The 25,569-nt window shown below is 65.2% G+C and carries 22 protein-coding genes; 11 read left to right on the forward strand and 11 right to left on the reverse strand.

What is annotated here, in order from left to right; translation table 11 throughout:
- Window positions 1-22 precede the first annotated feature (22 nt).
- The gene (locus tag SIN08_RS00555) at window positions 23-1,234 is read left to right on the forward strand and encodes a metal ABC transporter permease (RefSeq protein WP_322449511.1); all 1,212 of its coding nucleotides are present in this window, start codon (window positions 23-25) and stop codon (window positions 1,232-1,234) included.
- 10 nt (window positions 1,235-1,244) lie between these two features.
- The gene (locus SIN08_RS00560) at window positions 1,245-2,171 is read left to right on the forward strand and encodes a metal ABC transporter permease (RefSeq protein ID WP_322449512.1); all 927 of its coding nucleotides are present in this window, start codon (window positions 1,245-1,247) and stop codon (window positions 2,169-2,171) included.
- Here SIN08_RS00560 and SIN08_RS00565 read toward each other — a convergent pair.
- On the reverse strand, window positions 2,104-4,362 hold the full coding sequence (locus SIN08_RS00565) for a heavy metal translocating P-type ATPase (RefSeq protein ID WP_322449514.1): 2,259 nt from the start codon (window positions 4,360-4,362) through the stop codon (window positions 2,104-2,106). The genes SIN08_RS00560 and SIN08_RS00565 overlap by 68 nt on opposite strands.
- Window positions 4,363-4,431: 69 nt before the next feature.
- Between SIN08_RS00565 and SIN08_RS00570 the strand changes: the two genes are divergently transcribed.
- Window positions 4,432-4,860 (forward strand): helix-turn-helix domain-containing protein, encoded by a 429-nt coding sequence (locus tag SIN08_RS00570; protein WP_322449515.1) that lies wholly within the window; start codon window positions 4,432-4,434, stop codon window positions 4,858-4,860.
- Between the two features lie 602 nt (window positions 4,861-5,462).
- On the forward strand, window positions 5,463-6,368 hold the full coding sequence (locus SIN08_RS00575) for a LysR family transcriptional regulator (protein WP_322449516.1): 906 nt from the start codon (window positions 5,463-5,465) through the stop codon (window positions 6,366-6,368).
- A 38-nt stretch (window positions 6,369-6,406) separates the two neighbouring features.
- Here the strand turns inward: SIN08_RS00575 and SIN08_RS00580 are convergent, their stop codons facing one another.
- The 3 genes from SIN08_RS00580 to SIN08_RS00590 form a co-directional block, all read right to left on the reverse strand.
- Window positions 6,407-7,426: a LacI family DNA-binding transcriptional regulator gene (locus SIN08_RS00580; RefSeq protein ID WP_322449560.1), complete on the reverse strand. Its 1,020-nt coding sequence runs from the start codon at window positions 7,424-7,426 to the stop codon at window positions 6,407-6,409.
- A 67-nt stretch (window positions 7,427-7,493) separates the two neighbouring features.
- Entirely contained in the window at window positions 7,494-8,462 is a 969-nt protein-coding gene (locus tag SIN08_RS00585) for a DMT family transporter (RefSeq protein ID WP_322449517.1), read from the reverse strand.
- A gap of 156 nt (window positions 8,463-8,618) precedes the next feature.
- Window positions 8,619-9,095, reverse strand: a complete 477-nt coding sequence (locus tag SIN08_RS00590; RefSeq protein WP_322449518.1) for a MarR family transcriptional regulator — start codon at window positions 9,093-9,095, stop codon at window positions 8,619-8,621.
- A 189-nt stretch (window positions 9,096-9,284) separates the two neighbouring features.
- Here SIN08_RS00590 and SIN08_RS00595 point away from each other — a divergent pair, with 189 nt between their 5' ends.
- From SIN08_RS00595 to SIN08_RS00610, 4 genes are all read left to right on the forward strand, one after another.
- Complete coding sequence (locus SIN08_RS00595; RefSeq protein WP_416207987.1) at window positions 9,285-10,046, forward strand: creatininase family protein; 762 nt, start codon at window positions 9,285-9,287, stop codon at window positions 10,044-10,046.
- 67 nt (window positions 10,047-10,113) lie between these two features.
- Window positions 10,114-11,175: a GTP-binding protein gene (locus SIN08_RS00600; protein WP_322449519.1), complete on the forward strand. Its 1,062-nt coding sequence runs from the start codon at window positions 10,114-10,116 to the stop codon at window positions 11,173-11,175.
- 192 nt (window positions 11,176-11,367) lie between these two features.
- Complete coding sequence (locus SIN08_RS00605; protein WP_322449520.1) at window positions 11,368-12,342, forward strand: WD40 repeat domain-containing protein; 975 nt, start codon at window positions 11,368-11,370, stop codon at window positions 12,340-12,342.
- Between the two features lie 53 nt (window positions 12,343-12,395).
- Entirely contained in the window at window positions 12,396-13,040 is a 645-nt protein-coding gene (locus SIN08_RS00610; protein ID WP_416207988.1) for a UdgX family uracil-DNA binding protein, read from the forward strand.
- A gap of 206 nt (window positions 13,041-13,246) precedes the next feature.
- Here the strand turns inward: SIN08_RS00610 and SIN08_RS00615 are convergent, their stop codons facing one another.
- The 3 genes from SIN08_RS00615 to SIN08_RS00625 form a co-directional block, all read right to left on the reverse strand.
- Window positions 13,247-14,512 carry a glycerate kinase gene (locus SIN08_RS00615; protein ID WP_322449522.1) on the reverse strand — a complete coding sequence of 422 codons (1,266 nt, stop codon included), beginning with the start codon at window positions 14,510-14,512 and terminating at the stop codon, window positions 13,247-13,249.
- A gap of 291 nt (window positions 14,513-14,803) precedes the next feature.
- A complete protein-coding gene (gene guaD / locus SIN08_RS00620; RefSeq protein WP_322449523.1) occupies window positions 14,804-16,108 on the reverse strand; it encodes a guanine deaminase in 1,305 nt (434 codons plus the stop codon).
- A gap of 10 nt (window positions 16,109-16,118) precedes the next feature.
- Entirely contained in the window at window positions 16,119-17,333 is a 1,215-nt protein-coding gene (locus SIN08_RS00625) for a urate hydroxylase PuuD (protein WP_322449524.1), read from the reverse strand.
- Window positions 17,334-17,459: 126 nt separating this feature from the next.
- Between SIN08_RS00625 and SIN08_RS00630 the strand changes: the two genes are divergently transcribed.
- The 3 genes from SIN08_RS00630 to SIN08_RS00640 all read left to right on the forward strand — a co-directional run bounded on the left by SIN08_RS00630 (window position 17,460) and on the right by SIN08_RS00640 (window position 20,101).
- On the forward strand, window positions 17,460-18,380 hold the full coding sequence (locus SIN08_RS00630) for a LysR family transcriptional regulator (RefSeq protein WP_322449563.1): 921 nt from the start codon (window positions 17,460-17,462) through the stop codon (window positions 18,378-18,380).
- Between the two features lie 166 nt (window positions 18,381-18,546).
- Window positions 18,547-19,062, forward strand: a complete 516-nt coding sequence (locus SIN08_RS00635) for a DUF992 domain-containing protein (protein WP_322449525.1) — start codon at window positions 18,547-18,549, stop codon at window positions 19,060-19,062.
- 247 nt (window positions 19,063-19,309) lie between these two features.
- On the forward strand, window positions 19,310-20,101 hold the full coding sequence (locus SIN08_RS00640) for a MipA/OmpV family protein (RefSeq protein ID WP_416207990.1): 792 nt from the start codon (window positions 19,310-19,312) through the stop codon (window positions 20,099-20,101).
- Between the two features lie 24 nt (window positions 20,102-20,125).
- On the opposite strand, the gene xdhC is transcribed toward SIN08_RS00640, so the two are convergent.
- From xdhC to uraH, 4 genes are all read right to left on the reverse strand, one after another.
- On the reverse strand, window positions 20,126-20,938 hold the full coding sequence (gene xdhC, locus SIN08_RS00645; RefSeq protein WP_322449527.1) for a xanthine dehydrogenase accessory protein XdhC: 813 nt from the start codon (window positions 20,936-20,938) through the stop codon (window positions 20,126-20,128).
- A gap of 90 nt (window positions 20,939-21,028) precedes the next feature.
- Complete coding sequence (gene xdhB, locus SIN08_RS00650; protein WP_322449528.1) at window positions 21,029-23,374, reverse strand: xanthine dehydrogenase molybdopterin binding subunit; 2,346 nt, start codon at window positions 23,372-23,374, stop codon at window positions 21,029-21,031.
- On the reverse strand, window positions 23,371-24,855 hold the full coding sequence (gene xdhA, locus SIN08_RS00655) for a xanthine dehydrogenase small subunit (protein WP_322449529.1): 1,485 nt from the start codon (window positions 24,853-24,855) through the stop codon (window positions 23,371-23,373). Before xdhA ends, xdhB begins: the two co-directional genes overlap by 4 nt.
- Window positions 24,856-25,059: 204 nt before the next feature.
- Window positions 25,060-25,425, reverse strand: a complete 366-nt coding sequence (gene uraH, locus SIN08_RS00660) for a hydroxyisourate hydrolase (protein WP_322449530.1) — start codon at window positions 25,423-25,425, stop codon at window positions 25,060-25,062.
- Between the last annotated feature and the right edge of the window lie 144 nt (window positions 25,426-25,569).

Consider the following 25,569-nt stretch of genomic DNA (forward strand, 5'->3'; position numbering starts at 1 on the left):
TGCGAGAATCAGGTGCCGAGCGATGATCGACCTCTTCCTCGACGCGCTTCTTCTCAAGGCCGGCTATAACGCCGCGCTGGTTGCCGTCGGCGCCGCACTTCTCGGCATCGCCGGCGGCAGCGGCGGTACGTTCCTCTTTTTGCGCAAGCGTTCGCTGGTGAGCGACGCAACGGCGCACGCGACGCTTCCCGGAGTCGGAATCGCCTTCATTGTAATGGTGGCCTTCGGCGGGGACGGACGCAATCTTCTCGGCTTGCTTGTTGGCTCCGCGATCTCGGCCGGGCTGGGGCTACTGGCGGTGGAATGGATCGCCAGCCGCACACGACTTGCCGAGGACGCGGCCATCGGAGCGGTTCTGTCCGTCTTCTTCGGTTTCGGCATCGTGCTGCTCACCATCATCCAGACCATGTCGAGCGGCTATCAGGCGGGGCTGGAGAGTTTCCTGCTCGGTTCCACCGCCGGCATGCTGTTCCAGGATGCCGTCGTGATCGCTGTGGGCGGCGCGCTCGCTGTGGCTTTCGTCCTCATCTTCAGGAGGCCGATGACGCTCGTGGCTTTTGATGCCGAGTTCGCGGCGGCCTCCGGCATCGACGTGCGCCGCATGGACCTCGCCATGATGGGGCTGGTGATGGCGGTCACCGTCATCGGGCTGAAGCTGGTGGGCCTCATCCTGGTCGTCGCCATGCTCATCATCCCGCCGGCTACCGCGCGGCTGTGGACGGAGCGCACCGATCGGGTGATTCTGATCGCCGGCATCGTTGGCGGGCTTTCGGGCTATATGGGAGCTGCCCTTTCGGCTTCGGCGCCCGGTCTGCCCACGGGCCCCATCATCGTGCTCATCGGGTTCGCCATCTTTTGCGCGTCCCTTCTCTTCGCGCCGGGGCGGGGCGTGCTTGCCGCGCTTTTCCGGCACCGGCGCTTCCAACTGCGCGTGCACCGGCGACAGGGGCTTCTGGCGCTCGCCCGTGGCGAGGCGATCTACGATCCGCTCACTCTTGCGGTCCTGCATCGCGAAGGGCTCATGCGCCAGGACGCCGTGGCTACCGAGGAGGGCAGGGCGGCGGCCGCCAAGATGCTTCTCGATGAAAGGCGCTGGGCGCTCGCCCGCCAACTCTACCAGGACGATGAGGTTTCCGGCCGATACGACGGGCTCACACCGATCGAGACGGTGCTCACCCGCGACGAGATCGCCGAGATAGACCGCCGGATCGGCCCGCCGGCGGCCGTCGCGTAAGGAGATCGCCATGGGCGCGGATTTCGTGCAACTCAGCCTGACCCCGATGCTGATCGGCATCCTCGCAGCGATTGCCTGCGCGCTGCCCGGCAACTTCCTCATCCTCAGGCGTCAGGCACTCATCGGCGACGCCATCAGCCATGTCGTTCTGCCCGGCATTGTCGTGGCTTTTCTCGTCACGGGCGTGATCTCCACCTGGCCGATGCTTTTGGGGGCTGCGGGTGCGGCGGTGGTCGCGGTGGTCCTCATCGAGACGGTCAAGCGCGTGGGGCGGATCGAGCCGGGTGCGGCGATGGGCGTGGTCTTCACGGCGCTCTTTGCCGCCGGCGTGCTGCTTCTGGAGCAGAGCGACACGAGCGGGGTTCATCTCGACGTCGAACACGCCCTTTACGGCAATCTGGAAAGCCTGATCTGGTTTTCTGCAGAGGGCTGGGGATCGCTTGTCGATCCGGCCGCGCTCTTGACCTTGCCGCCAGAGCTTTTCCGCATGGCGGCCGTGGCCCTCCTGATGACAGTCCTGACCGTCATCTTCTGGCGGCCGCTGAAGCTGTCCACATTCGACGAGGGCTTCGCCGGGGCCGTGGGTATCCCGACGGCGGCGTTCGGTTTCGGTCTCGTCGTCGCCGCGGCGGTTGCCGCGGTCGCGGCGTTCGACGCGGTGGGCTCCATCATCGTGATCGCCATGTTCATCTGTCCGCCGGCCGCCGCAAGGCTGATGACCAACCGGCTGGAGATCCAGGTGTTGTGGAGCGTTGCCTTCGCAACCGTTTCGGCCGTGTTCGGCTATGTGCTGGCGGGGTATGGACCCCTTTGGCTGGGGGCCGACAACGCGGTGAGCGCGGCAGGCATGATCGCCACGGTCTCCGGTATCATCCTGGGGCTTGCCTGCCTGTTTGCGCCGCATCGCGCACGCGTTGGCGCACCGAAGGACGCTTGACACGTTCAGCCCCCGGTTTCCACGCGAGCAGCCGCATGGCGTTTGCCGTCACCAGGACGGTGGCGCCGGTGTCGGCCAGAATGGCCGGCCACAGTCCGGTTATGCCGAGCACGGTGGTGACGAAGAAGGCGAGCTTCAGGCCGATGGCGATGGTAATGTTCTGGTGGATATTGGCCATGGCCTTTCGCGACAGCACCACCATGGCCGAAACGTCGCCCACGCGGCCGTGAAGAACCGCCGCATCCGCCGTTTCCAGCGCCACATCGGTGCTGCCGCCCATGGCGATGCCGATATCGGCAGTGGCAAGTGCGGGCGCATCGTTGATGCCGTCGCCCACCTTGCCGACCCTGTAACCTTCCTTCCGCAGATCGCCGACGATACGGGCCTTGTCCTCGGGCATCAGCTCGGCTTGCACCTCGACGCCCAATGCACCGGCGACCGCCTTCGCCGTGCGGCGGTTGTCGCCCGTCAGCATCATGGGGCGGATTCCCAGTGCCCGAAGGCTTGCGAGTCCGGCCCGAGCGTCCGCGCGCGGCTCGTCGCGCACGGCGATCGCACCGGCGACGCGGCCGTCGACGGCCAGCACGGAAACGGTCTTGCCCGCATCGTTGAGGGCTGCGATCGTTCTTGACTGGTCCTCTGTAAGGGTGGCCGTTTCGGCCGCCGCCCGAGGCGAGCCGAAGTAGACGGATTTCCCCGATACGGTTCCGGTGAGGCCTTTGCCGCCGATTGCGGACGCCTCGGTTGCAGGAGGCGGGGTGATGTCGCGCCCGGCCGCCTTCTCGAGTACTGCCATGGCCAGCGGATGGCTGGATCCCTGCTCGAGGGCGGCTGCCAGGCGCAGCACCTCGGCTTCTTCGGCCGCGAAGGAGATGATGTCGGTGACGCTCGGCTGCCCGCGGGTCAGCGTGCCGGTCTTGTCAAAGGCGACGACCTGCAGCCGGCCGGCCTCCTCGAGCACCGCCCCGCCCTTCATCAACAGGCCCTGCCGGGCGCCAGCAGAAAGCGCGGCGGCGATCGCCGCCGGGGTTGAGATCACCAGCGCGCAGGGGCAGCCGATGAGCAGGATGGCAAGCCCCTTGTAGATCCATTCGAGCCATGGTTCGCCGACGGTTAGCGGGGGCAGGACCGCCACCAGGGCGGCCAGCAGAACCACGCCCGGCGTGTAGTAGCGCGAGAAGCGATCGATGAAGCGCTCCGTCGGCGCCTTCTTCTCCTGGGCTTCCTCGACCAGCCGGATGATGCGGGCGATGGTGTTGTCCTGTGCGGCGGCGGTCACGCGCAGGCGAAGCACGCCGTCGCCGTTCACCGTGCCGGCAAAGACGGCGTCTCCCGGCGCCTTTCCGGCGGGCAGACTCTCGCCCGTCACCGGCGCCTCGTCGACGCTGCTGGTGCCGGAGAGCACCTCCCCGTCGGCGGCGATGCGGTCACCGGGACGGACCAGAATGTGGTCTCCGACGGCAAGCCGCTCGGCGGCGATCTCTTCGATCCGGCCGTCGGCCCCCTCCAGACGCGCCATCTTCGGCACCAGCGCGCTCAGGCTCCGAATGCTGGCGCGCGCGCGACCGGCCGCCAGGCCCTCCAGAAGTTCGCCGAGGAGGAAGAGAAAGATGACCGCCGCGGCTTCCGCCGTCGCGCCGATGACCAGCGCGCCCACGGTGGCGATCGTCATCAGCGTTTCGATGGAAAACGGGGTGCCCGCGAGCGCGGCGGCGAAGGCGCGCCGGGCGATGGGCACCAGCCCTACCATGAGGGCGGCGGCGTAGAACCAGGAGTCCAGATTCGGCAGGAGGCGGCCTGCGGCAAAGGCCAGTACGAGGGCGAGACCGCAGAAAAAGATCAGGCGCACCCGAGGCTGCCGCCACCAGGGCGCCTCGCCGGCAATCCCCGGGTGACCCGCGGCCGCCGCAGTATGCGCGACGTCCCGGGCCGTTGCCGCAGCAGTACCTTCGGCCGGGCTCTCTCCGGGCAGGAGGTGAAGCCGGTATCCGAGCCGCGTAACCTGCTTTTCGATCGCCGGTCGCACTGACTGCGGGTCGGCATGTTCCACGGTCATCGCGCCGCTCGTGGCGGAAACGGCGACGTCCTCGACGCCGTCGATGCGGCGCACCGCGGCATCGATCTTGCGCGCACAGCCGGCGCAATCCATGCCTTCCACCCGGTAACGGCTCCTGGCCAAAAGATCCGACATCTTCCTCGTCCTTGCACTCGTCCGATTGGAGCCTTACTTCCTCTAGCGACTATAGGAGCAAGCAAAAAAATGTCCGCACGTGTCATTTCCATCGGCGAGGCCGCCCGGCAGACCGGGGTGAAGGTGCCCACCATCCGCTTCTACGAGCAGATCGGGCTTTTGCCTTCGCCACCACGCAGCGACGGCAATCGGCGGCAGTTCGACGAAAAGGATCTCAGCCGCTTGAGCTTCATCCGGCATGCGCGGGAGCTTGGCTTCGAAGTCGGCGACATCCGCGAACTGTTGGCGCTCAGCGAAGCACCGCAAAGCTCCTGCCATGAAGCCGACAGCATCGCCTGGCGTCATCTGCGGGAGGTCGAGGCGCGCATTGCCAAGTTGCAGGCGCTGCGCGGAGAGCTGCAACGAATGGTTGATGAGTGCGGCCACGGAAAGGTTTGCGAATGCCAGGTCATCCAGGTGCTGACCGACCATGCGAGATGCCGTAACGAAACCCATTGAACGGCTCTTTTCCGATTTCCACGCGATCCGAATCACCGTGCGAGACGTATGTGTCGCGTAAACTTCAGGTTGTTTATTCGGCGGAATACGCTGATTGCAAGGTTGAATATTTTAGCGCAGCGTTGGATGTGCGCAGGCCCTTTGAAGAAAAACCCATTTTCAAAACAATTGGTTGAGTGCCGTAGCCGCTTTCTGTGGACGTTGTCGCAAGCGACGCTCGTTTAGGTTGTAATTATTCAACTCCTGCGTTAATTTTTGTGAAGTTCAGTCGATGGCAGGAGGGGCGCGTGATAGGGATGAGATCCTGAGAGGGGCTGGGACCGATCTGAGTGAGCGTTTCCCGTAAACCGAGTGGGTTTAAACGGTAGGTTGTAAATCTGCCGACTGCTTGGACGGGATATGCTTGAACCGCCGGCGTCCGGTTTCGGCGGTGTTGAAGCAGTTATCACCGCAGCTTTCCAGCCTCGGGCGAGCACGCTCGGGGAACGGGGCCTGCATGTCTCAGAAGGGTGAGCAAGGAGAAGAGGCTTGATACGAAGAACGCGAACCACGGACATGATTGCAAGAAAAGCCTTCATTCAAACGGGAAAGAGGTGGGGAAGATGAGTGCGCACAAACAGGACGGGCTGTCGTTCGCGACGCTGCGCGCCGCCGAGGCGGTGATCGAAACGAAAAGCCTGACGGGCGCGGCCCTGAAGCTCGGCATCAGCCAGCCGGCGATCAGCATGCATCTGGGCCGCCTTGAAAGGGCGATCGGCACCTCGCTCATCAAGAAGGTGGGCAACAAGATTATCGTCAAGGAGGAGATTTCCCGCCTGATCCGGCAGATGCTGGACCTGGAGAGACGCCTGAAAACGGTCGGCTACGAGAAGAACATCTCAAAGCTGAAGGTGGGAATCTGCACCTATTGCGCGCCGCTTCTGGTGGAGCGGACGGGCGCGCTCGGCAAGATGAAGGAGAACTTCGCCTGGCGCATCGCCGACTCGCGCCGGCTTGAGGAGATGTACGAGCAGGGCGAGCTCGACGCCGTTTTCCGGGCCCTTTATCCTTCCGAGATCGCGCCGGACCTGACGAGTGCATTTTCGCTGAAGTGGGTTGGCGAAAAGCAGCTCCTCGACTTCATGAAGAACGACGCGCACGGGCTTCCGGTGGTCCTGCCCTCGCCGCATTCCCCGCTCGGGGCCGTGGCGCGCGAGTGGCTGCGCCGTCACGAGGTGGTCTATGACATCGTCGGCGAGGTCGACGACATCATGACAGGGATCCGCCTCGTTTCGAGCGGTATCGCGCTGTGTCCGCTTCCTGTCTACGTGCTCGACCGGCTGTCGGTGGAACTGAACGCGTGTACGCAGATCCTGCCGGGGCAGGTCGCGGCGCGCTACGGCATGTTCTTCGACGAGCGGCGGTTCAACCTGCGCGCAGCGCTCGACATCTTCGAACTTCTCAAGGATGAATTGGTGCACGTGCCGCCGCCACACGAAATTTCCCGGCCAAGCCTGGCGCATCAGTAGCTTCCGCCCCGCTGGCGGCGGGGCAAGCGCGCCGCCGGCTACCGCTCGACCGGCTTGCCCGTCGACTGGCGCACGTGCAATTCCGGTTTGATCAGTTCCTGGGTCGGGTTCACCTCGGCGCCGTTCAGTCGGTCGAGCAGCACCCGGGCCGCCCTGCGGCCCACCTCCCGCTGACCGTTCCAGACCGTGGTCAGCGCCGGCGTGGCGATGGCGGCCTCTTCCAGATCGTCGTAGCCCGTGACGGAGATGTCGACGCCGGGCACCAGACCCGCCCGGGCGATGCCGTTCATGAGGCCGATGGCCACAAGGTCGTTCCAGCATACGGCGGCCGTCGGCTTGTCCTTGAGCGCCAGGAAGGCGCCCGTGACCTCGAAGCCCGCCTGCTTGGTGCGCGGGCCGGGGAAGCGCCACTCCGGTTTCACTTCGAGGCCCGCCTTCTCCATGGCCAGCACGTAGCCGCGATAGCGGTCGCGGCCCGTGGAGGTGTGGTCCGTGCCGCCGATCATGGCGATGCGGGTGTGGCCGAGCGAGATGAGATGGTTGGTGGCGAGACCAATGCCGTAGGCGTCGTCGCCGCGGAAGACAGGGACGCGCGCGCCCTCGACCGAGCGGGCGATCAGCACGACCGGCAGCCCGTTCTCCTCCGCAAGCGCGATGTCCTGGGCCGGCGTGCCGATGGCCGGCGACATGATCACCCCGTCGGCCCCGAGCTGGAGAAGGGTGTCGATGAAGGTGCGCTGCTTTTCGAGCTGGTCGTAGTGGTTCGACAGAAGAAAGGTCTGACGCGAGCGATCGAGCTCGCTTTCGATGGAGCGCAGGATCTCGGCGAAGAACGGGTTCATGATATCGTGGACGACGACCCCCACGATGCCTGAACGTGACGTTCTCAGGCTCGCCGCGCGGCGGTTGTAGATGTAACCGATTTCCCGGGCGTGCTCTTTGATGCGCTCTCGCGTCCCGTCGGCCACCAGCGGGCTGTCGCGCAGCGCCAGCGATACGGTCGCCGTCGATACGCCGAGTGCATCGGCGATGGTCGAAAGCTTGATCTTCTGCGCCAGGGCGCCCCTCCTGGCTTGACGCCTTTTAAACTGTTTGAAGCCGCTTATGCCATCGATCAGGTGAAGGTCAAAGCCTTTTTGCCCGGGGATCGTCCTGCGCGCGCGCCGCCTTGCGGGCGGCAAGCCGCAGCTTGTGCTCGCGGCGGACGATGTAGAGGCCGCTCGTGACAATGATCGCTGCACCGAGGATCGTCCACGCATCAGGCAGGTCACCGAAGACGACATAGCCGAAGGCCACCATCCAGACCATCTGCAGATAGGGATAGGGTGCAAGCGCATAGGTCGTCGCCTGGCGGTAGGCGAGGATCAGGAGCCAGTGCCCGAACCCGCCGAAGAAGCCGAGCGCGACAAGCACCACCCAGTGCAGCGGGTCGGTGGGAAGGGTGCCGTAGAGCGGCACTGCGGGAAAGATGAGCACGACCGGCGTTAGGGCCGAATAAAAGATGAGGCTTTCCGCCGTCTCCCGGGCGCCCATGCGGCGCGTCAGAATGACGTAGAGCGAATAGCAGGTCATGGCGCCGAGCGCGAAGACGTGGCCGATGGAGAAGGTGCCGAAACCCGGCCGGGTGATAACGAGCACGCCGGCGAAGCCGGCCAAGATCGCCATCCAGCGCCGCCAGCCGGCCCACTCGCCCAGAAGCGGTCCGGCGAGCGCGGTAATGACCATCGGCGCGAAGAAGAAGATGGAAACCGTCTCGGCGAGCTGCAGTGTGCGCAGAGCCAGGAAATTGCAGAGTGTCGACCCGAACAGCAGGCCGCCGCGCACGATCTGCCAGGGCAGGCTCGAGACCCTGAAGAGGGCGGGGTTCTTCCATGCCTGAAACAACAGCAGAACCAGCACCAGATGGACTGCGAAGCGCACCCAGGCCACGAAGGGCGCTTCGAATCCGGCGGTGACCAGAAACTTGCCGCTGGTGTCGAGGCACGAAAACAGAAAACCGGAGCCGAAGATCAGCCCGATCGCCGAAGCGGGCGCTCCGGCGTCGGGGACGGCGTCCCGCTGCTCCCGGACGCCGCGCTCGTTGAAAGTCGTCATGGAATCTCCGCCGCGGGAAGACGGGTGGAACGGGCACATGAGCGCGCAGAAAGGTCATTGTGCCCGAAAGGTCCGACCACGCCAAGGGTTGCGGCCTTCCTGGCCCAACGCAGCCTTGACCCTAGTCCTAACGGCCTCCGGCCCGTGGCGGAGACTTCACGCTTCCTGCCCCGGCTCCAGTTCTTCGCCGTCGGGTTGCACGCCGTTCCGGGACAGATTCGCCTCGATGCGTGCGAGAAACTTGGCGAGCACCTTCTGCTCCTTCTTGTCCAGCGACTTCAGCGCCTGTTTCTCGGTCTTGCGGAGCGACTTCTCGATGGCGCGGATCGCCTGTTCTCCATGGTCGGTCAGGAAGATGTGGGCACGCCGCGCGTCCTCTTCGGAGGCGCGCTTTTCCACGAACCCCTGGGCGGCGAGCCGGTTGATCGTTTTCGTGATCGTCGGCGGCCGCACGCCCAGCTTCTCCGAAAGCTGGCTGGGTGTCTGACCGTTCTCTTGGAAAAGGGCGAGCATGATCTGGTCCTGTCCGGCATAGAGTCCCTGGTCGAGCAGCCGCTCGGCAAGGACGGTGCGCGACAGCCGAGCCGCGGTCTGCAGCCGGCCTATGATTGAGCCTTTCGCTGTCTTGGCCATGTGGTGTTTCCCTTTGCCCATGCGCCCGGTGGACCCCTCTCTCACACCGGCTCATTCCCCACTTGGAAGATAGGCCGGCAAACAATCTTGGCAACAACCCCCGCCGCTTGTCCCACAGCAAGTCTCGGAATAGCCTGCTCAAAGCCGCTGTTCGTTTCCAGGCTAATGCCAAAGGGGCGTATCAGACTTGTGACAAAGGAGGCGCATCTGACCTGCCGCGCGCGAATCGCCGTCCTGCCGCTCGGGGCGACAGAGCAGCACGGACCGCACTTGCCGCCCGAGACGGATTGGCTCATCGCCGAGGCCGTTGCCGAGCGGGTGCGTGCTGGGGCTGACGGCCTGCCCGTGGATTTCCTGCCTGTCGAAAAGGTCGGCTATTCCATCGAGCATGCGCATGATGCGCGCACCCTCTCGCTTCCATTCGACAAGGCCGTGCGGCGATGGACCGGCATCGGCGAACGGCTTTCGGAGCGCGGCACGCGCAAGCTTGTCATGCTCAACGCGCATGGCGGCAACTCGCCGTTGATGACGGTTGTCGCCACGGAACTGCGCGTGCGGTGCCGTATGCTCGCGGTCGCCACCAGTTGGACCCGATTCGGCTATCCGCCGGATCTCGTCTCCGAGGAGGAACGGGCGCTCGGCATCCATGGCGGCTTTGTCGAGACCTCGGTCATGCTGGCGATCCGGCCCGATCTCGTAGCCATGGAGCGGGCGCGCGACTTCGCCTCCGCGCAGGCCGGTTTTCGGCGCGACTTTAGGCATCTGCGCGCCTACGGACCGCATGCCTTCGGGTGGACAATGCGCGATCTTTCGCCCGACGGCGTGGTGGGCAACGCCGCCGCCGCGAGCGCTGAAGCGGGAGGGCGGATTCTCGACCACGCGGCGGCGGGGCTGCTGCAGCTTCTGGCCGATGTGGACCGTTTCGACCTGACGCATTTCGATGCTCCTTGAGGGCGTGCATCACGCCTGTCGAACGCTTATATGAGACCGAGCAAAACCACCCGTGCGAGAGATATCCATGTCCGAACAGCCATCGCAAATTCCGGTCACCGTGCTCACCGGCTATCTCGGCTCCGGCAAGACCACGCTTTTGAACCGCATTCTCTCGGAGGACCACGGCAAGCGCTATGCCGTCATCGTCAACGAGTTCGGCGAGATCGGCATCGACAACGACCTGATCGTGGAATCCGACGAGGAAATCTACGAGATGAACAATGGCTGCGTGTGCTGCACGGTGCGCGGCGACCTCGTGCGCGTGGTGGAGGGCCTGACGCGCCGGCCCGGCCGCTTCGACGCGATCGTCGTCGAGACCACGGGGCTGGCGGATCCGGCACCGGTGGCGCAGACCTTCTTCATGGACGACGATGTGCGCGCCAAGACCAGGCTCGACGCGGTCGTGGCGCTGGTCGACGCCAAGCATCTGCCGCTGAGGCTCAAGGACACGCGCGAGGCTCAGGACCAGATCGCCTTCGCCGACGTGGTGGTGCTCAACAAGACGGACCTCGTCGACGAGGAGGAACTGGCGGCGGTGGAAGCGGCGGTGCGCACCATCAATCCCTCCGCGCGCATCCACAGGAGCGAACGCGCGGGCGTGGCCCTTTCCGAGGTGCTCGACCGCGGCGCGTTCGACCTGCAGCGGGCGATCGACAACGACCCGCATTTTCTCGGCCATGATCAGCCCGACCATGTCTGCGGGCCGGATTGCGATCATGATCACGATCACCACCATGGCCACGAGCATGATCACCACCATCACGCACACGGCGGGCTGTCGGACGTCCACGATGTCGGCGTGAAATCGATCTCGCTGCGTGGTGGGGAGATGGACCCGAAGAAGTTCTTTCCGTGGATCCAGAAGACGACACAGGTGGACGGGCCGAACATCCTGCGGCTGAAGGGCATCATCGCCTTTCCCGACGATCCGGACCGCTATGTCCTGCAAGGCGTGCACATGATCCTGGAGGGCGATCACCAGCGGCCCTGGAAGGAAGACGAGAAACGGGAAAGCCGTCTGGTCTTCATCGGAAGGGACCTCGACGCGGAGCGGCTGAAGCGCACTTTCGAGGCGTGCCAGATTTAGGCGAACGTCTTTAATTCTCGTGGTTCGCCTTTCGACACAAGCTCAGGAGGCCCGCCGAGAGGTGAAGGCATCACCACGCCACGCGATCATCCACATCGAGGAGAAGGGCAAACACCAGCCCTCATCCTGAGCTTGTCGAAGGACGAGGGCGGGATGCAGGCCGCGTCATCCGAAAGAGAAACACGATAGCCCATGCCCACAGTCGCCCCGCTCGATCTCGAGACCCATTGCGTCGCCGCAGCCTGGCTGAACGACATTCCCTTCTTCGCGCTTGCCGACGGCGTGATCCACCGGCTCGATAACGGCCACAAATGGTGCGAGGGGCATGATGGGCTTTTATGCGCGGCTCCTGCGTTCGATAGAAAGTCGCTGATCACGGGCGGGGAGGACGGCAAAGTGATGGCCGTAGGCGCCGATGGAAGCGCAGTAGAACTTGGCGAGATCGGCCGCAAATGGGTGACGAGCATTGCTGCCGGTCCCCAAGGCGCAGTCGCGTTCGCCAGCGGGCGTTCGGCCCATGTCCGCTTCAGTGATGGCAGGATGCGCGAATTCCAGCATCCGCGCTCGGTCGAGGGGATCGCCTTCGCGCCCAAGGGCATGCGGCTCGCCGTCGCCCGCTACAACGGCGCCACGCTGCATTTTGCCGCCACCGAAGGCAAGCCGACGGAACTCGAGTGGGGGGGCGCACATACCGGCATCACCTTTTCGCCGGACGGAAAGTTCCTGGTCACCACCATGCAGGAAAACGCATTGCATGGCTGGAAGCTTGCCGACGGCAAGCACATGCGCATGGCCGGCTATCCGGCGAAGGTGAAGAGCTTTTCGTGGAGCGTGAAGGGCCGATGGCTCGCCACCTCCGGAGCGCCGGCGGCGATCGTCTGGCCGTTCCAGGCCAAGGACGGCCCCATGGGCAAGGCGCCGCTGGAGCTCGGCACGCGCGGCGATACGATGGTCACCCAGGTCTGCTGTCATCCGACGGAGGATGTGGTGGCGATCGGCTATGGCGACGGCATGGTGCTTGCCGTCCGCTTCGGCGATGCCAAGGAGGTGCTTTTGCGCCGTTCCGGCAAGAGCGCGGTCACCGCCATGTGCTGGGATGACGAAGGTCGACGGCTCGCCTTCGGATGCGAGAACGGAGAGTGCGGCGTGATCGACATCAGTGCCTGAACCGCGCCGGCGGTCAATCGCAGGAACCTTTCCTCGCCTTTCCGCTTTGGCGTTTGAACGCCCGGGAAAGGACACCCATGGCTGCCGAGACCGCGGAAAAGACAGCGCCCGCCTCGCTCGATGCCGTGCGCGAGGAAGCGGAGGAATGCAGGCGCTGCGATCTTTACAGGAACGCCACGCAGACCGTTTTCGGCGAGGGCGGGGAGAATGCCCGCGCGGTTTTCGTGGGCGAGCAGCCGGGCGACAAGGAGGACATCGAGGGTCGACCCTTCGTGGGGCCGGCGGGAAAGCTCTTTGACGACGTCCTCGAGGAAGTCGGCATCGAGCGGAAGAAGACTTACGTCACCAATGCCGTCAAGCACTTCAAGTTCGAGCCGCGCGGCAAGCGCCGCATCCATTCCAAGCCCAATGCCGGCGAGATAAGGGCCTGCCGCTGGTGGCTCGATCAGGAGCTGACGTTCTTGAAGCCGGAGGTGACAGTGGCGCTCGGGGCCACTGCGGCGCGGGCGCTCGTCGGCAGACCGGTGCCGATCACCAAGATGCGCGGCAACATTGTTCAGAGCGCCGAAGGCGTGCCCGTTTTCATCACCGTTCATCCCTCGTCGCTCCTGCGCATCCCCGACCGCGAAGTACGCCATGCCGCGCGTGCGCAGTTCGCCGACGACATGCGCAAGGTGAAGAAGCTGATGAAGGGGTGATCGGTTTCGGCAACCGCGTCCGTCATCCCGGAAGCCCCAAAGAGGCTATCCGGGACCCATTGGCCGTGGGATCGTCGAGCGCGGCCCGGTTGTTATCTGGCCACTCGTCAGTGCCGCTATCGCCCTCTGTGGAGGCCGGCCATGCCTCTCAATGGGTCCCGGGTCTCGCTCCGCTCGCCCGGGATGACGACCGGTGTTCTCCACATTTATCGCACCAGCACCGCCCGCAAATCGTTCACGTTCGTCCCCGTCGGGCCTGGCACGAACAGGTCGCCCAGCATGTTGAAGGCGCCCCAGGCGTCGTGCGTGGCAAGCAGCGCCTTGGGGTCGCAGCCGGCCGCGCGCAGCCGGGCGGCGGTGGTGTGATCGGCAAAGGCGCCGGCATTGTCTTCGGAGCCGTCGATGCCGTCGGTATCGGCGGCGAAAGCCGCGATCCCCTCCACATCCTCGATGCCCAGGGCCAGCGCCAGAAGGAATTCGCTGTTCCGCCCGCCGCGGCCGCCTTTCCCGCGTATGGTAACCGTGGTCTCTCCACCGGAAAGAATGAGTACCGGCTTGCGGAAGGGGCGGTCGCGCAGCGCCACCTCGCGGGCGATCGCCGCGTGGACCTGACCCACCTCGCGCGCCTCGCCTTCCATGGCGTCGGAGAGGATCGCCGGCGTGACGCCGTGTCTTTCGGCCTCGGCGGCGGCTGCCTCGAGCGACCGGGCGGCGGAGGCGATAACGTGGACCTCGTTGCCGGCAAAGCGTGGGTCGTCGGACTTCGGCGCGTCGGCTTGCGGCGACTTCAGGTGACGCAGGGCGGCTTCGGGCAGGGCGAGGTTCCACGTCTCGATCACTGCCAGCGCATCCTGCCGCGTCGCCGGGTCGGGCACGGTGGGACCGGAGGAGACGAGGGCGGGGTTGTCGCCCGGAATGTCGGAGACGATCAGCGAGACCACGCGCGCTGGATGTGCGGCGGCGGCGAGCCGTCCGCCCTTGATGGCGGAAAGGTGCTTGCGCACCGTGTTCATGGCGGAGATGGGCGCACCCGAGGCGAGAAGCGCTTCGTTGACGGCGATCTCGTCGTCGAGCGTCAGGCTGGGCGGCGGGGCGGGCAGAAGGGCCGAGCCGCCGCCGCAGACGAGCGCCACCACGAGATCGTCCTCCGTCAGTCCTTCCACGCACTGCAGCAGGCGGCGCGCGCCTTCGCGGCCGGCGGCATCCGGCACCGGGTGGGCGGCCTCGACAACCTCGATCCGTGTCGTCGGCGCTCCATAGCCGTAGCGGGTCACCACCATTCCCTCGATCGGCCCGTCCCAGGCCTCCTCGAATGCCTGCGCCATCTGCGCGGCACCCTTGCCGGCGCCGACGACGATGGTGCGTCCCCTGGGGCGGGCGGGCAGGTGCGTGCGGACGGTCTTCTTGGGATCAGCGGCTGCGACCGCGGCGCGGAAGAGGCCTTCGAAGAAGGGTTTGGGGTCTATCGTCATTCGAGAGCACTCCTCCTCGGGCATTCCGACCCGTGGCTTTGCCGAGCCGAAAACGTCGACCGCTGGTGGGGTGTCAGTGTTTAGGCATGGGTCCTCGGGTCAAGCCCGAGGATGACGACGTTAAAAGTGACACGGCCAGTCAGACGGGTAGGCGATTGGCGCAAACCTCGGAATCTCGTCATCCTCGGGCTTGACCCGAGGATCCATGCCGTGATGTTCCAACAAGAGCGGTCACGGTCGCAAGCTCTGGTAGCCGGAATTTCGTCGACTCTGCAAGGGCGCCAGGCGGGTTCAAAGCCCGCCCTTGACCGCTTCCCCCGCCACATAGGTCTCCACCACGGCACGGTCGTCGCCCAGCGTCTGCAGCACGAAGAGCTCCTCGGCGAGTGTTTCGGCACGCTCCATGCGCAGGCGCATGGCCGGCGTGGCGCATGCGTTTAGAACCACGAGATCGGCGTCGGTTCCAGGCTCCAGCGTGCCAATGCGGCTTTCCAGCGACAGGGCTTCGGCGTTGCCGCGGGTGATCTGCCAGAAGGAGGCGAGCGGATTGAGCTTCTCGCCGTGGTAGGCGACGACCTTGTAGCCTTCGTCCATGGTGCGCAGCATGGAATAGTTGGTGCCCCCGCCCACATCCGTCGCCGCGGCGATGCGCAGCGGTTTGGCGCGGCGGCGATAGCGCTGGTAATCGAACAGGCCCGAACCCAGGAAGAGGTTCGAGGTAGGGCAGAAGACGGCCACCGAGCCCGAGTCCGACAGCACGTCGGCCTCGCGTTCGGACAGGTGGACGCAGTGACCGAAGAGGCTTTTCGGGCCGAGCAGGCCGTAGTGTTCGTAAATCCCGGTGTAGTCCGGCGCCTCCGGATAAAGATCGCAGGAGAGAGCGATCTCGGCGTGGTTTTCCGAGAGATGCGTCTGCATGTGCAGGTCGGGATGTTCCTCGACCAGCGCCTGCGCCATCTCCAACTGTTCGGGCGTTGAGGTGATGGCGAAGCGCGGCGTGATCGCGTAATGAAGCCGCCCCCTGCCGTGCCACTGTTCGATGAGCCGCTTGGTGTCGTCATAGCTCGATCGGGGCGTGTCGGTGAGCGCGCGGGGCGCGCTGCGGTCCATCATCACCTTGCCGGCGATCATGCACATGCCGCGCCCTTCCGCTTCCGCGAAAAAGGCTTCGGCCGATTGCGGGTGCACCGTGCAATAGACGGCGGCAGTGGTGGTGCCGTGGCGGACGAGCTCGTCCAGGAAGCAGCCGGCGATGCGGGCGGCGTGCGCTTGGTCGTGAAACTCCGCCTCTGCCGGGAAGGTGTAGGTGTTGAGCCAGTCGAGAAGCTCGGCGCCGAAGCTGGCGATCACCTGCGCCTGCGGGAAATGGGCATGCGCGTCGACGAAGCCGGGCATGAGGAGATGCGGGCGGTGGTCGATGATCTCGGCCGCCCCGGCGGCGGCCTTCACCTCGGCAAAGGCGCCGGCGGCGCGGATGATGCCTCCCTCGACGAGCACCGCGCCGTCCTCCTCGAAACGATAGGAGGCGCCATCGTCGGCAGCCTGCGGTTCCGCCAGGAAGGTCAGCAGCCGCCCGCGGATGAGTTTCATCGTCATGACGTCCACCTCATCGCGCTTCTTCGAACCAGGTAACGAGCAGCCGGCGCTCTTCCTCCGTCATTGCGGAAACGTTGCCCGGCGGCATGGCGTGGCTGCGGCCCGCCTGAAGATAGATTTCGCGCGCATGCGCGGCAATCGCGGCGTCCGTGTCGAGCACGACATCCTTCGGCGCCGCGCGCACGCCCGCGAATCCTGGCTCGGCCGCATGGCACATGGCGCAGCGGCCCATCACCGTGTCGCGCACGGCGGGAAAATGGGTCGAGGCCAGGAAACGCTCTTCCGCCGCCGAGACCTGGCGTTCGCCGGTCAGCACCGCGGGGACGGTGGACAGCCACATGATGATGACGAAGAGGATGGCCGACAACGCCCAGGTCCAGTGCGGATTGCCTTTGCGGGCGTGCACGGTGTTGAAATAGTGCCTGATCAGCACGCCGATGATGAAGATGAGCGCGGCGATCACCCAGTTGAACTTTGTGCCGAACGCCAGGGGATAGTGGTTCGACAGCATCAGGAAGACCACAGGCAGGGTGAGATAGTTGTTGTGCAGCGAGCGCTGTTTCGCCTGGGCACCCAGCTTCGGCGCCGGGTCGCGCCCGGCCTTGAGTTCCGCCACCACGATCTTCTGGTTGGGAATGATGAGGAGAAAGACGTTGGCCGTCATGATCGTGGCGGTGAAGGCACCCAGATGCAGGAACGCGGCGCGGCCGGTGAAAAGCTGGGTGTAGCCCCAGCTCATGGCCACGAGAATGGCGTAGAGCACGAGCATGAGGGCGGTATCGTTCTTGCCGAGCCGCGACTTGCAGAGCATGTCGTAAAGCAGCCAGCCGAGGCCGATCGAGGCAAGCGAGATGAGGATGGCGACCGGCGCTGAAACGTCGAGCACGTTGCGGTCGATCAGATAAAGGTCGGCGCCGGCATAGTAGATGATCGCCAGAAGGGCGAAACCGGACAGCCACGTGGCGTAGGATTCCCATTTGAACCAGGTCAGGTGCTCCGGCAATTGCGGCGGCGCCACCAGATATTTCTGGATGTTGTAGAAACCGCCGCCATGCACCTGCCATTCCTCGCCATGCACGCCCTCCGGCAAGCCGGGACGCCTGGTGAGGCCGAGGTCCAGAGCGATGAAATAAAAGGACGAGCCGATCCAGGCGATGGCGGTGACCACGTGCAGCCAGCGCACAGCAAAGCCCAGCCAGTCCCACATTACGGCGAAATCGTCCACGCCCTGCTCCTTTGCCGATCTTCAAGTGTCGAGCTTACGGTTTTCGATACAAACAAAAAGAGAAGCACGGCACGATGACTTTCAAAATTTTCTGGAAAATCGTCGTGCTAAATGCATGCTGAGAGTATGGCCTATTTCGACAACATCTCGGTGTTCGTGCGCGTGGTGGAACTCGGCAGCCTTTCGGCCGCGGGTCGGGATCTGCGCATTTCGCCGGCGGTCGCCTCGAACCGGGTCAAGGAACTGGAGAAATATCTGGGCGTGCGGCTCTTGAACCGTACGACGCGGCAATTGACGCCGACCGAGCACGGGCGTGCCTTCTATGAAGGGGCCAAGAAGGTGTTGGAAGCGGTGGAGGAGGCCGAAGCCTCCGTTGCTGCACTCTCCGGCCAGCCGCGCGGCACCATCCGCGTCACGGCACCGCTGGGGCTGGGAAAGCGGCTGATCGCCAGCGGCATCCCGGAGTTTCGCGACCGCTATCCGCATATCGAGGTGCGGCTCAGGCTTTCGGACCGCGCGGTGGACCTGATGCACGAGGGCATCGATGTCGCCTTCAAGCTGGGCGTTCTGGAGGATTCCAGCCTGCGCATGCGCGGCATCATGGATTGCGAGCGGGTTCTGGCGGCCTCGCCGGATTATCTCGAACGACGTGGCGAGCCCGCGCGGCCGGAAGAGCTCGTCGAAGACGGGCACGATTGCCTTATGCTGCGCTTTCCCGGCACGCACGAGTATTTCTGGACCCTGCAGACGGACGAAGGGCCAAGGAAGTTCGAGGTGCACGGACCCTTCGATACCGATGACGGCGACGTGATTACCGGCTGGGCGCTCGCCGGCCACGGCATCATCAACAAGCCGCGTTTCGAGATCGAGCCGTTCATCCGCGACAGGCGGCTCAGGATCATCCTCCCAGAGACGCCGCCGACGGCTGTGAAGCTCGCCGCCATCTATCCGCACAAGAAGCTGCAGGATCCCAAGGTGCGGCTCCTGGTCGATTTCATGGCCGAGCGCTGTCAGCGTCTCATCAGGGAGATACTTGCAGGGCGGTAAGCCCGCCCGCGCGCCGATGACAGCGTGCGGCGCCGGTAGCCCCCGAGCCCCGCCCTATCCGTGCGCTTGCAGCAATGGCATTGTTTTCGTTTGTCGGCCATATTCAGCTCACAATTTACCCGATATTTCGCGTCTGTTTACAGAAAGTATTTGAGGAAGTATACGTATGATGAAATACATTTTTGCCGCGACCATTTTCTCCTGCGCTTTTGGCTTCGCCGCGGCCAATGCGGCTGAGACGGGCGCGCAGGCGAGCGAGGCCGCCTCGAAGCCGGCGGAGCAGACAAAACTCGGCGTTCTGTCTTGCGTCGTGGATGGGGGCATTGGTCTGCTCATCGGTTCGAGCAAGGGCGTGAATTGCGAATTCACCCATTCCGACGGAACCGTCGAGCGGTATACCGGCACGATGGGCAAGCTCGGCCTCGACATCGGCATCACCGCGAAGTCGTACCTGAAGTGGGTCGTGGTCACGCCCATCGGCAATGAAGTCGGCGAGCACGCGCTGGCAGGTGACTATGTGGGCGTCTCCGCCGGCGGGTCGATCGGCCTTGGCCTCGGCGCCAACGCTCTGATCGGCGGCTCCAGCAAGAAGATCGGACTGCAGCCCTTCAGCGCCGAAGGCACCAAGGGCCTCAATGTGGCGATCGGGGCCAGCAAGCTGTCCCTTAAGCCGGCCGGCTGACACATCCTGTGCCTTTGTAGCTTGCGAAGTTGGTAGGGTGCGCGGTTTCCGCGTGCCCTGCCGTCCGCCATCGGGGGGTGTCGCCCGCACATTTGCGAGGATCGTCGCAAACGACGCTGCCGCTGCCGTCTCCATGCACTTCCCGAGGTCGCGCCGTCGCTTGTGGGCGTAAACGCTTTTGCTTTCATATTGCATATTGTACGAACGGAGTACTTTCTTGCTTAAACATAATTTTGTTTGCAGAGGGATTGCCCTGGGTATTGCGCTCTGCGCTGGCGGCTTCCCCGCTCTCGCTCAGGAGGACGAGCGTCACTTCTGGTCCGGCGACTGGTCTCTTACGGTGGGTGCCACGGGGCTGGCGGGACCGCGTTTCGAGGGCTCGGGCAGCCGCGCGTTTCAGGCCGCGCCGCTGATTTCCCTCGGCCGCCAGGGCAACACGGCCCGGTTCACCTCGCGCAATGACAACCCCTCGTTTGCCATCATCGACACGCCCAGTTTCAGAACCGGTGTCGCCGGCAAGCTGCTGTTCGGGCGCGACGAGGAGACGTCGGACGACCTGAAGGGGCTCGATCCCGTGAAGTGGGGCGCCGAGGCGGGCGTGTTCGCCGAGGTCTATCCGCTTGAGTGGATGCGCGTGCGCGCGGAGGTGCGGCATGGCATTCGCTCCCACGACGGCGTCGTGGGTGATCTGTCCGCGGACGCCTTCGCGGACGTGACGCCGGTCATTCGCGTTTCCGCGGGACCGCGACTCTCCTTTGCCAGCGCCGGATATTTCGACGCCTACTATGGCGTCGATGCCGACGAGGCGGCTGCGTCCGGTCTTGCCGAATACCATCCTGGCAGCGGCATCAAGTCCGTCGGTTTCGGCGGCGCGATCACCTGGAAGACCACGGACAGGATCACGACGACCCTGTTTGCCGAGTACGAGCGGTTGAAGGGCCCTGCCGCTGACTCCAGCCTCGTGCGCGAGCGCGGCTCGGCCGACCAACTGACCATCGGCCTTTCGGCGACATACCGTTTCGACTTCACGCTGCACTGAGGCTCTGCGTCCTCCGCCATCCCCTCAGGTAACGCGTGTGAGTGCGGCGATCACCTCAGCGGCAGCCACCGCGGCGATGACGGAGGGGCGTTTGTCCCGCACCGTCTCGCCGCCGATCGGTGTGACAAGCCGGGCCAGGCGTCGCTCGTCGCCGCCGTTCTTCAGATACCAGCTTTTGAACGTCGCCTTTTTCGTCTTCGAGCCGATCATGCCGACATAGGCCGCGTCCTCGCGCGCCAGGGCCTCGGAAACGATCAGGAAATCGAGCGCATGGTCGTGGGTGAGCACGATGAAGGCGGCGCCCGCCGGCGCCTCGCGGACAGCCTCCTCCGGCACCGCCGTCAGGCGCGTTTCCACCTCCTGCGGGATGCCTTCTTCTAGGACGTCGGCCCGCGTCTCGAGGAGAACGGTTCGGACCGGAAGAAGCGCAAGCGCTGCCGCCAGAGCCCGGCCGACATGGCCGCCGCCGAAGAGATAGACATGCGGCCTTGCGGCATCCTCGGTCTCTGCGCGGCGCGCCAGCTCGGCGCGATCTTCAGGCTCGGCGATGCGGATGGCGAGCCCTACGTGTCCGCCGCAGCACTGGCCAATTTCGGGGCCGAGCGGGATATCGAGAGCGCCGGTGGCGATGTTCTTCTCGATCAACTCGCGCGCTCGGGCGATGGCGAGAAACTCGAGCTGCCCGCCGCCGATCGTGCCGAGGATGGCGTCGGGGGACACAAGCATCCACGCGCCTCTCTCGCGCGGGGTGGAACCCTTGGCCTCGGTCACCTCGACCAGGGCCACCGTGGGCGCCGTATCGAGGAAGGCGGCAAGGCTTTTGGCGAGCGCCGTCATGGCCGATTGCCGTCGGTTTGCCTACCAGCCCGGATCAGGCGGGCGTGCAGGAGCGAACGCATGTCAAATCGCTGCGCCAAGCCAATCAATCTACTTCCCCGCGTCCGCCTTCAGCCGCTCCACGGCCATCAGCACGCGCTCGGGCGTGGCGGGCGTGTCGAGGCGCGGGCAGATCTTGTGGTCGGCCACACTCGCCACCGCATCGGAGAGCGCATGCAGCACCGACATGGCGAGCATGAAGGGCGGCTCGCCGACGGCCTTGGAGCGGTGAACCGTGGGCTCGGCGTTTTCAGCCCAGTCGGCCAATGTCACGTTGAAGACCTTCGGCCGGTCGGAAGCGAGCGGGATCTTGTAGGTGGAGGGGGCGTGCGTTGTCAGCCGGCCCTTCTCGTCCCAGACCAGTTCCTCCGTCGTCAGCCAGCCCATCCCCTGGATGAAGCCACCCTCGATCTGGCCGATGTCGATGGCGCGGTTCAGCGATTTGCCGGTCTCGTGCAGGATATCCACCTGCTCGATCATGTATTCGCCGGTCAGCGTGTCGATCGAGACCTCCGCGCAGGCCGCGCCATAGGCGAAATAGTAGAAGGGGTGGCCCTGGCCCTTGTCGCGGTCCCAGTGGATCTTCGGGGTCTTGTAGAAACCGGCCGCCGAAAGCTGGATGCGGGCCATGTAGGCCTGGCGGACGAGATCGGGGAAGGGGATTTCCTGGTTGCCCACCCGCACACGGCCCGGCAGGAAGGCGATCTGCTCCTTCGGCACGCCATGGCGCTCGGCTGCGAAATCGATCAGGCGGTCCTTGATCTGGCGCGCGGCGTTCTGCGCGGCCATGCCGTTCAGGTCAGAGCCGGAGGAAGCGGCGGTGGCCGATGTGTTGGGCACCTTGCCGGTGGTGGTGGCGGTGATCTTCACCTGGTCGATGTCGATCTGGAATTCCTCCGCGACGACCTGCGCCACCTTCGTGTAGAGGCCCTGGCCCATCTCCGTGCCGCCATGGTTCAGGTGCACGGAGCCGTCGGTATAGACGTGGACCAGCGCGCCGGCCTGGTTGTAGTGGGTGGCGGTGAAGGAGATGCCGAACTTCACCGGTGTGAGCGCGATGCCGCGCTTGATGATCGCGCTTTTGGCGTTGAATTCATTGATCGCCTGCCGCCGGGCGGCGTAGTTCGCGCTCTCCTCCAGTTCGCTCACAACGCGGTGGACGACGTTGTCCTCGACCGTCTGGTGGTAGGGCGTGACGTTGCGGTCGACCTCACCGTAGAAATTCTTCTTGCGTATCTCCAGCGGATCCTCGCCGAGGGCGAAGGCGACTTCCTCGATGATGCGCTCCGCCCCCACCATGCCTTGCGGTCCGCCGAAGCCGCGGAAGGCGGTGTTGGAGACCGTGTTGGTGTAGAGCGGCGCGGAGACGGCGCGTACGGCGGGATAGTAATAGGTGTTGTCGCAATGAAACAGCGCGCGGTCCGTCACCGGGCCGGAGAGGTCGGCGGAAAAGCCGCAGCGGGCGGCGTAGGTGAAGTCTGCCCCGAGGATCGTACCGTCCTCCTCGAAGCCCACCGTGTAGTCGATCAGGAAATCGTGCCGCTTGCCGGTGGCCGTCATGTCGTCGTCGCGGTCTGGGCGCAGCTTGACCGGGCGGCCGGTACGCTTGGCGGCGATGGCGGCGACGACCGCGAACAGGTTCGCCTGGGTCTCCTTGCCGCCGAAGCCTCCGCCCATACGGCGAACCTCGATGGCGACGGCGTGGGAGGAGATGCCCAGCGCATGGGCCACCATGTGCTGCACCTCGCTCGGGTGCTGCGTGGAGGAATGGACCGTCACGTCCATGTCCTCGCCCGGCACGGCAAACGCGATCTGCCCTTCAAGGTAGAAATGGTCCTGGCCGCCGACGCGCATGCGCCCCTTGATGCGGCGGGGGGCCGCGGCGATCGCCTTTTCCGCATCGCCACGAACGAGGGCCAGCGGCTTGGTGACGAGCCGGGCGTTCTTCGGGTCCGCCTCGGCGATGTCGATCAGCGCCGGCTGCTCGTCATATTCGATCTTCGCCAGCCGACAGGCGCGGCGCGCGGCCTCGCGCGTTTCGGCGATCACGGCAAAGACGGGCTGGCCGAGGAAGTGGACCTCATGTTCCGCCAGGATCGGCTCGTCATGGAGCCCGGGGGGACTGATGTCGTTTTCGCCCGGCACGTCGCGGGCGGTCAGCACCGCCACGACGCCCGGCGCCTTCTCGACCTCGGAGAGGTCCATCTCCCGGATGGTGCCGTGCGCGACCGCGGACAGTCCCAGATAGGCATGCAGCGTGCCGGCGGGTTCGGCCATATCGTCGATGTAGACGGCCTCGCCGGTCACGTGCTTGTGCGCGGAGTCGTGCCGGCGGTCGGTGCCGACGCCGCCGGAGATTGTCGTCTTCGTGAGATCGAGCGCTTCGTGTCTGGTCATGCGGCGATCTCCTTATGATCGCGCCCCACCTCCAGCGGGCCGGGATCGCCCGATGTTTCCAGGAAGAACCGGCGCAGGAGGTTCTTCGCCGCCAGCATGCGGTACTCGGCGGAGGCGCGCATGTCGCTGATGGGGGTGAAGTCCTGTTCAAGCGCGGTGACGGCCCGCTCGACGGTTTCGCGCGTCCATGCGTTTCCGACAAGGGCGGCCTCGGCCGCCGCGGCGCGTTTCGGTGTCGGCGCCATGCCGCCATAGGCGAGGCGGGCCGAGGCGACCGTTCCATCGCTTGCGCGTTTCACGGCGAAGGCGCCGAGCGCGGCGGTGATATCCTCGTCGCGCCGCTTGGAGATCTTCCACACCGCAAAATGCGTGTCGGGATCGGGCAGCGGGACGTGCACCGCCTCGACGAATTCGCCGGGCTGCCTGTCCTGCTGGCCATAGCCGATGAAGAAGTCCTCGAGCGGGATGGTGCGCCGCCTGTTTCCCTTGCGCAGCGTCAGCGTGGCGCCGAGGGCGATCAGCGGCGGCGGGGTGTCGCCGATCGGCGAACCGTTGGCGATGTTGCCGCCGATCGTGCCCATATTGCGCACCTGATCGCCGCCGATGCGGTCGATCAGGCGGCCGAAAGCCGGTACGTGCGTCGCCAGAAGGGGAAACGCCTCGGAATAGCTTACCCCGGCACCGATCGACAGCGTGCCGTCCTTCTCCGAGATGGTGTGAAGCGCCTCCAGCCCGCCGATGAAGACGACCGGCGCGATGTCGCGCATGAACTTCGTCACCCACAGGCCGACATCGGTGCTGCCGGCCACCACGGTGGCTTCCGGCTCCGCTTCGAGCACATGCGCCAGGTCGTCGACGCTCGCCGGAATGACAAGGCGCTCGCGCCCTTGTCCGATCTCCACGCGTGTGCCGTCGCGCAACGCCTTCAGCTCTGCCGTCACGGCCTCGCGCTCGGTCGCCAGCGGGTCCGTGTCCGCCTCGCCGTAGGACGAGATGGCGCATGCGGCGCGTACGATCGGCGCGTAGCCGGTGCAGCGGCAGAGATTGCCCTGGAGCGCCTTTTCGATGGCCGCCTCGGACGGGTCCGGCCCGCGCATCCACAGCGCGTAGAGCGACATCACGAATCCCGGCGTGCAGAAGCCGCACTGGGATCCGTGAAAGTCGACCAGCGCCTGCTGGACGGGGTGGAGGCTGCCGTCGGGGCGCTTCAGGTGCTCCACCGTGACCACGTGGCAGCCGTCGAGCGAGCCCAGGAAGCGGATGCAGGCGTTGACGCCCTCATAGACGAGCGTGTCGCCGGAAAGCCGGCCGACCAGCACCGTGCAGGCCCCGCAATCGCCTTCCGCACAGCCTTCCTTGGTGCCGGTGAGGCGACGCTCTATCCGCAGGAAATCGAGCAGCGTGCGCTCGGGCGGCACCTCGGTGAGCGTCACCTTGCGGCCGTTGAGCAGGAAACGGATTTCGTGGCGGATGGCAGTCATGATGACCCAATGCCCCCCTCTGTCGGGTCGGGCATTTCTCCCGTACCCGCATCGTCATCCCGGCCAAGGGAGCGGAACTCCCGCGAGCCGGGATCCATTCCGTCACTCGTGCATGTTCCGGAATGGATCCCGGACAGCCGCGCTATCGCCGCGGCTTCCGGGAGGACGTGCGTCTTATGAAGCGCAGACCTGAACATGTCTTTCTCAACTCCCCCGATAAGTGGAGTAGCCGTAGGGCGAAACCAACAGCGGCACATGATAGTGCGCGCGCTCGGCCATGCCGAAGCGGATGGGCACCCGGTCGAGGAAGGCGGGTGCGGGGATCGCCACGTGGTTGGCGCGCAGATAATTGCCCACCTGGAAAATCAGTTCGTACTCACCGAGCGCGAAGTCCCTGCCTTCCATCAGCGGCGCGTCGCAGCGTCCGTCGGTGTTGGTCCGGACGGTCTTGAGGTGCGTGCGGTTCTCGCCTTCGAGCCGGTAAAGCGCGATTTCCATCCCTGCCGCGGGCCGCCCCTGGGCCGTATCCAGCACGTGCGTCGTCAGCCGGCCGGTGCCTTGGTCGCTCATGGCAAGCTCCCTTCGGTTCCATATTATCCCGAACGGATTGTGCGGCAAATCGGCGAGCGGCATAAGGGGGCCTGCGCCATAAAGGCGGCAGAAAGACTTTCAAATATTTCGATGGATTAATCACGCCGGCCTTCGGTTATCGTT

Source organism: Chelativorans sp. M5D2P16 (genome assembly GCF_034427935.1).
Taxonomy (GTDB): domain Bacteria; phylum Pseudomonadota; class Alphaproteobacteria; order Rhizobiales; family Rhizobiaceae; genus Chelativorans.

What these genes read in the sequence shown, in the direction of transcription:
- SIN08_RS00555 (WP_322449511.1), top strand. Translation starts at nt 23, where the DNA reads ATGATCGACCTCTTCCTCGACGCGCTTCTTCTCAAGGCCGGCTATAAC.
- SIN08_RS00560 (WP_322449512.1), top strand. Translation starts at nt 1,245, where the DNA reads ATGGGCGCGGATTTCGTGCAACTCAGCCTGACCCCGATGCTGATCGGC.
- SIN08_RS00565 (WP_322449514.1), bottom strand. Translation starts at nt 4,362, where the DNA reads ATGTCGGATCTTTTGGCCAGGAGCCGTTACCGGGTGGAAGGCATGGAT.
- SIN08_RS00570 (WP_322449515.1), top strand. Translation starts at nt 4,432, where the DNA reads ATGTCCGCACGTGTCATTTCCATCGGCGAGGCCGCCCGGCAGACCGGG.
- SIN08_RS00575 (WP_322449516.1), top strand. Translation starts at nt 5,463, where the DNA reads ATGAGTGCGCACAAACAGGACGGGCTGTCGTTCGCGACGCTGCGCGCC.
- SIN08_RS00585 (WP_322449517.1), bottom strand. Translation starts at nt 8,462, where the DNA reads ATGACGACTTTCAACGAGCGCGGCGTCCGGGAGCAGCGGGACGCCGTC.
- SIN08_RS00590 (WP_322449518.1), bottom strand. Translation starts at nt 9,095, where the DNA reads ATGGCCAAGACAGCGAAAGGCTCAATCATAGGCCGGCTGCAGACCGCG.
- SIN08_RS00600 (WP_322449519.1), top strand. Translation starts at nt 10,114, where the DNA reads ATGTCCGAACAGCCATCGCAAATTCCGGTCACCGTGCTCACCGGCTAT.
- SIN08_RS00605 (WP_322449520.1), top strand. Translation starts at nt 11,368, where the DNA reads ATGCCCACAGTCGCCCCGCTCGATCTCGAGACCCATTGCGTCGCCGCA.
- SIN08_RS00615 (WP_322449522.1), bottom strand. Translation starts at nt 14,512, where the DNA reads ATGACGATAGACCCCAAACCCTTCTTCGAAGGCCTCTTCCGCGCCGCG.
- guaD (WP_322449523.1), bottom strand. Translation starts at nt 16,108, where the DNA reads ATGACGATGAAACTCATCCGCGGGCGGCTGCTGACCTTCCTGGCGGAA.
- SIN08_RS00630 (WP_322449563.1), top strand. Translation starts at nt 17,460, where the DNA reads ATGGCCTATTTCGACAACATCTCGGTGTTCGTGCGCGTGGTGGAACTC.
- SIN08_RS00635 (WP_322449525.1), top strand. Translation starts at nt 18,547, where the DNA reads ATGATGAAATACATTTTTGCCGCGACCATTTTCTCCTGCGCTTTTGGC.
- xdhC (WP_322449527.1), bottom strand. Translation starts at nt 20,938, where the DNA reads ATGACGGCGCTCGCCAAAAGCCTTGCCGCCTTCCTCGATACGGCGCCC.
- xdhB (WP_322449528.1), bottom strand. Translation starts at nt 23,374, where the DNA reads ATGACCAGACACGAAGCGCTCGATCTCACGAAGACGACAATCTCCGGC.
- xdhA (WP_322449529.1), bottom strand. Translation starts at nt 24,855, where the DNA reads ATGACTGCCATCCGCCACGAAATCCGTTTCCTGCTCAACGGCCGCAAG.
- uraH (WP_322449530.1), bottom strand. Translation starts at nt 25,425, where the DNA reads ATGAGCGACCAAGGCACCGGCCGGCTGACGACGCACGTGCTGGATACG.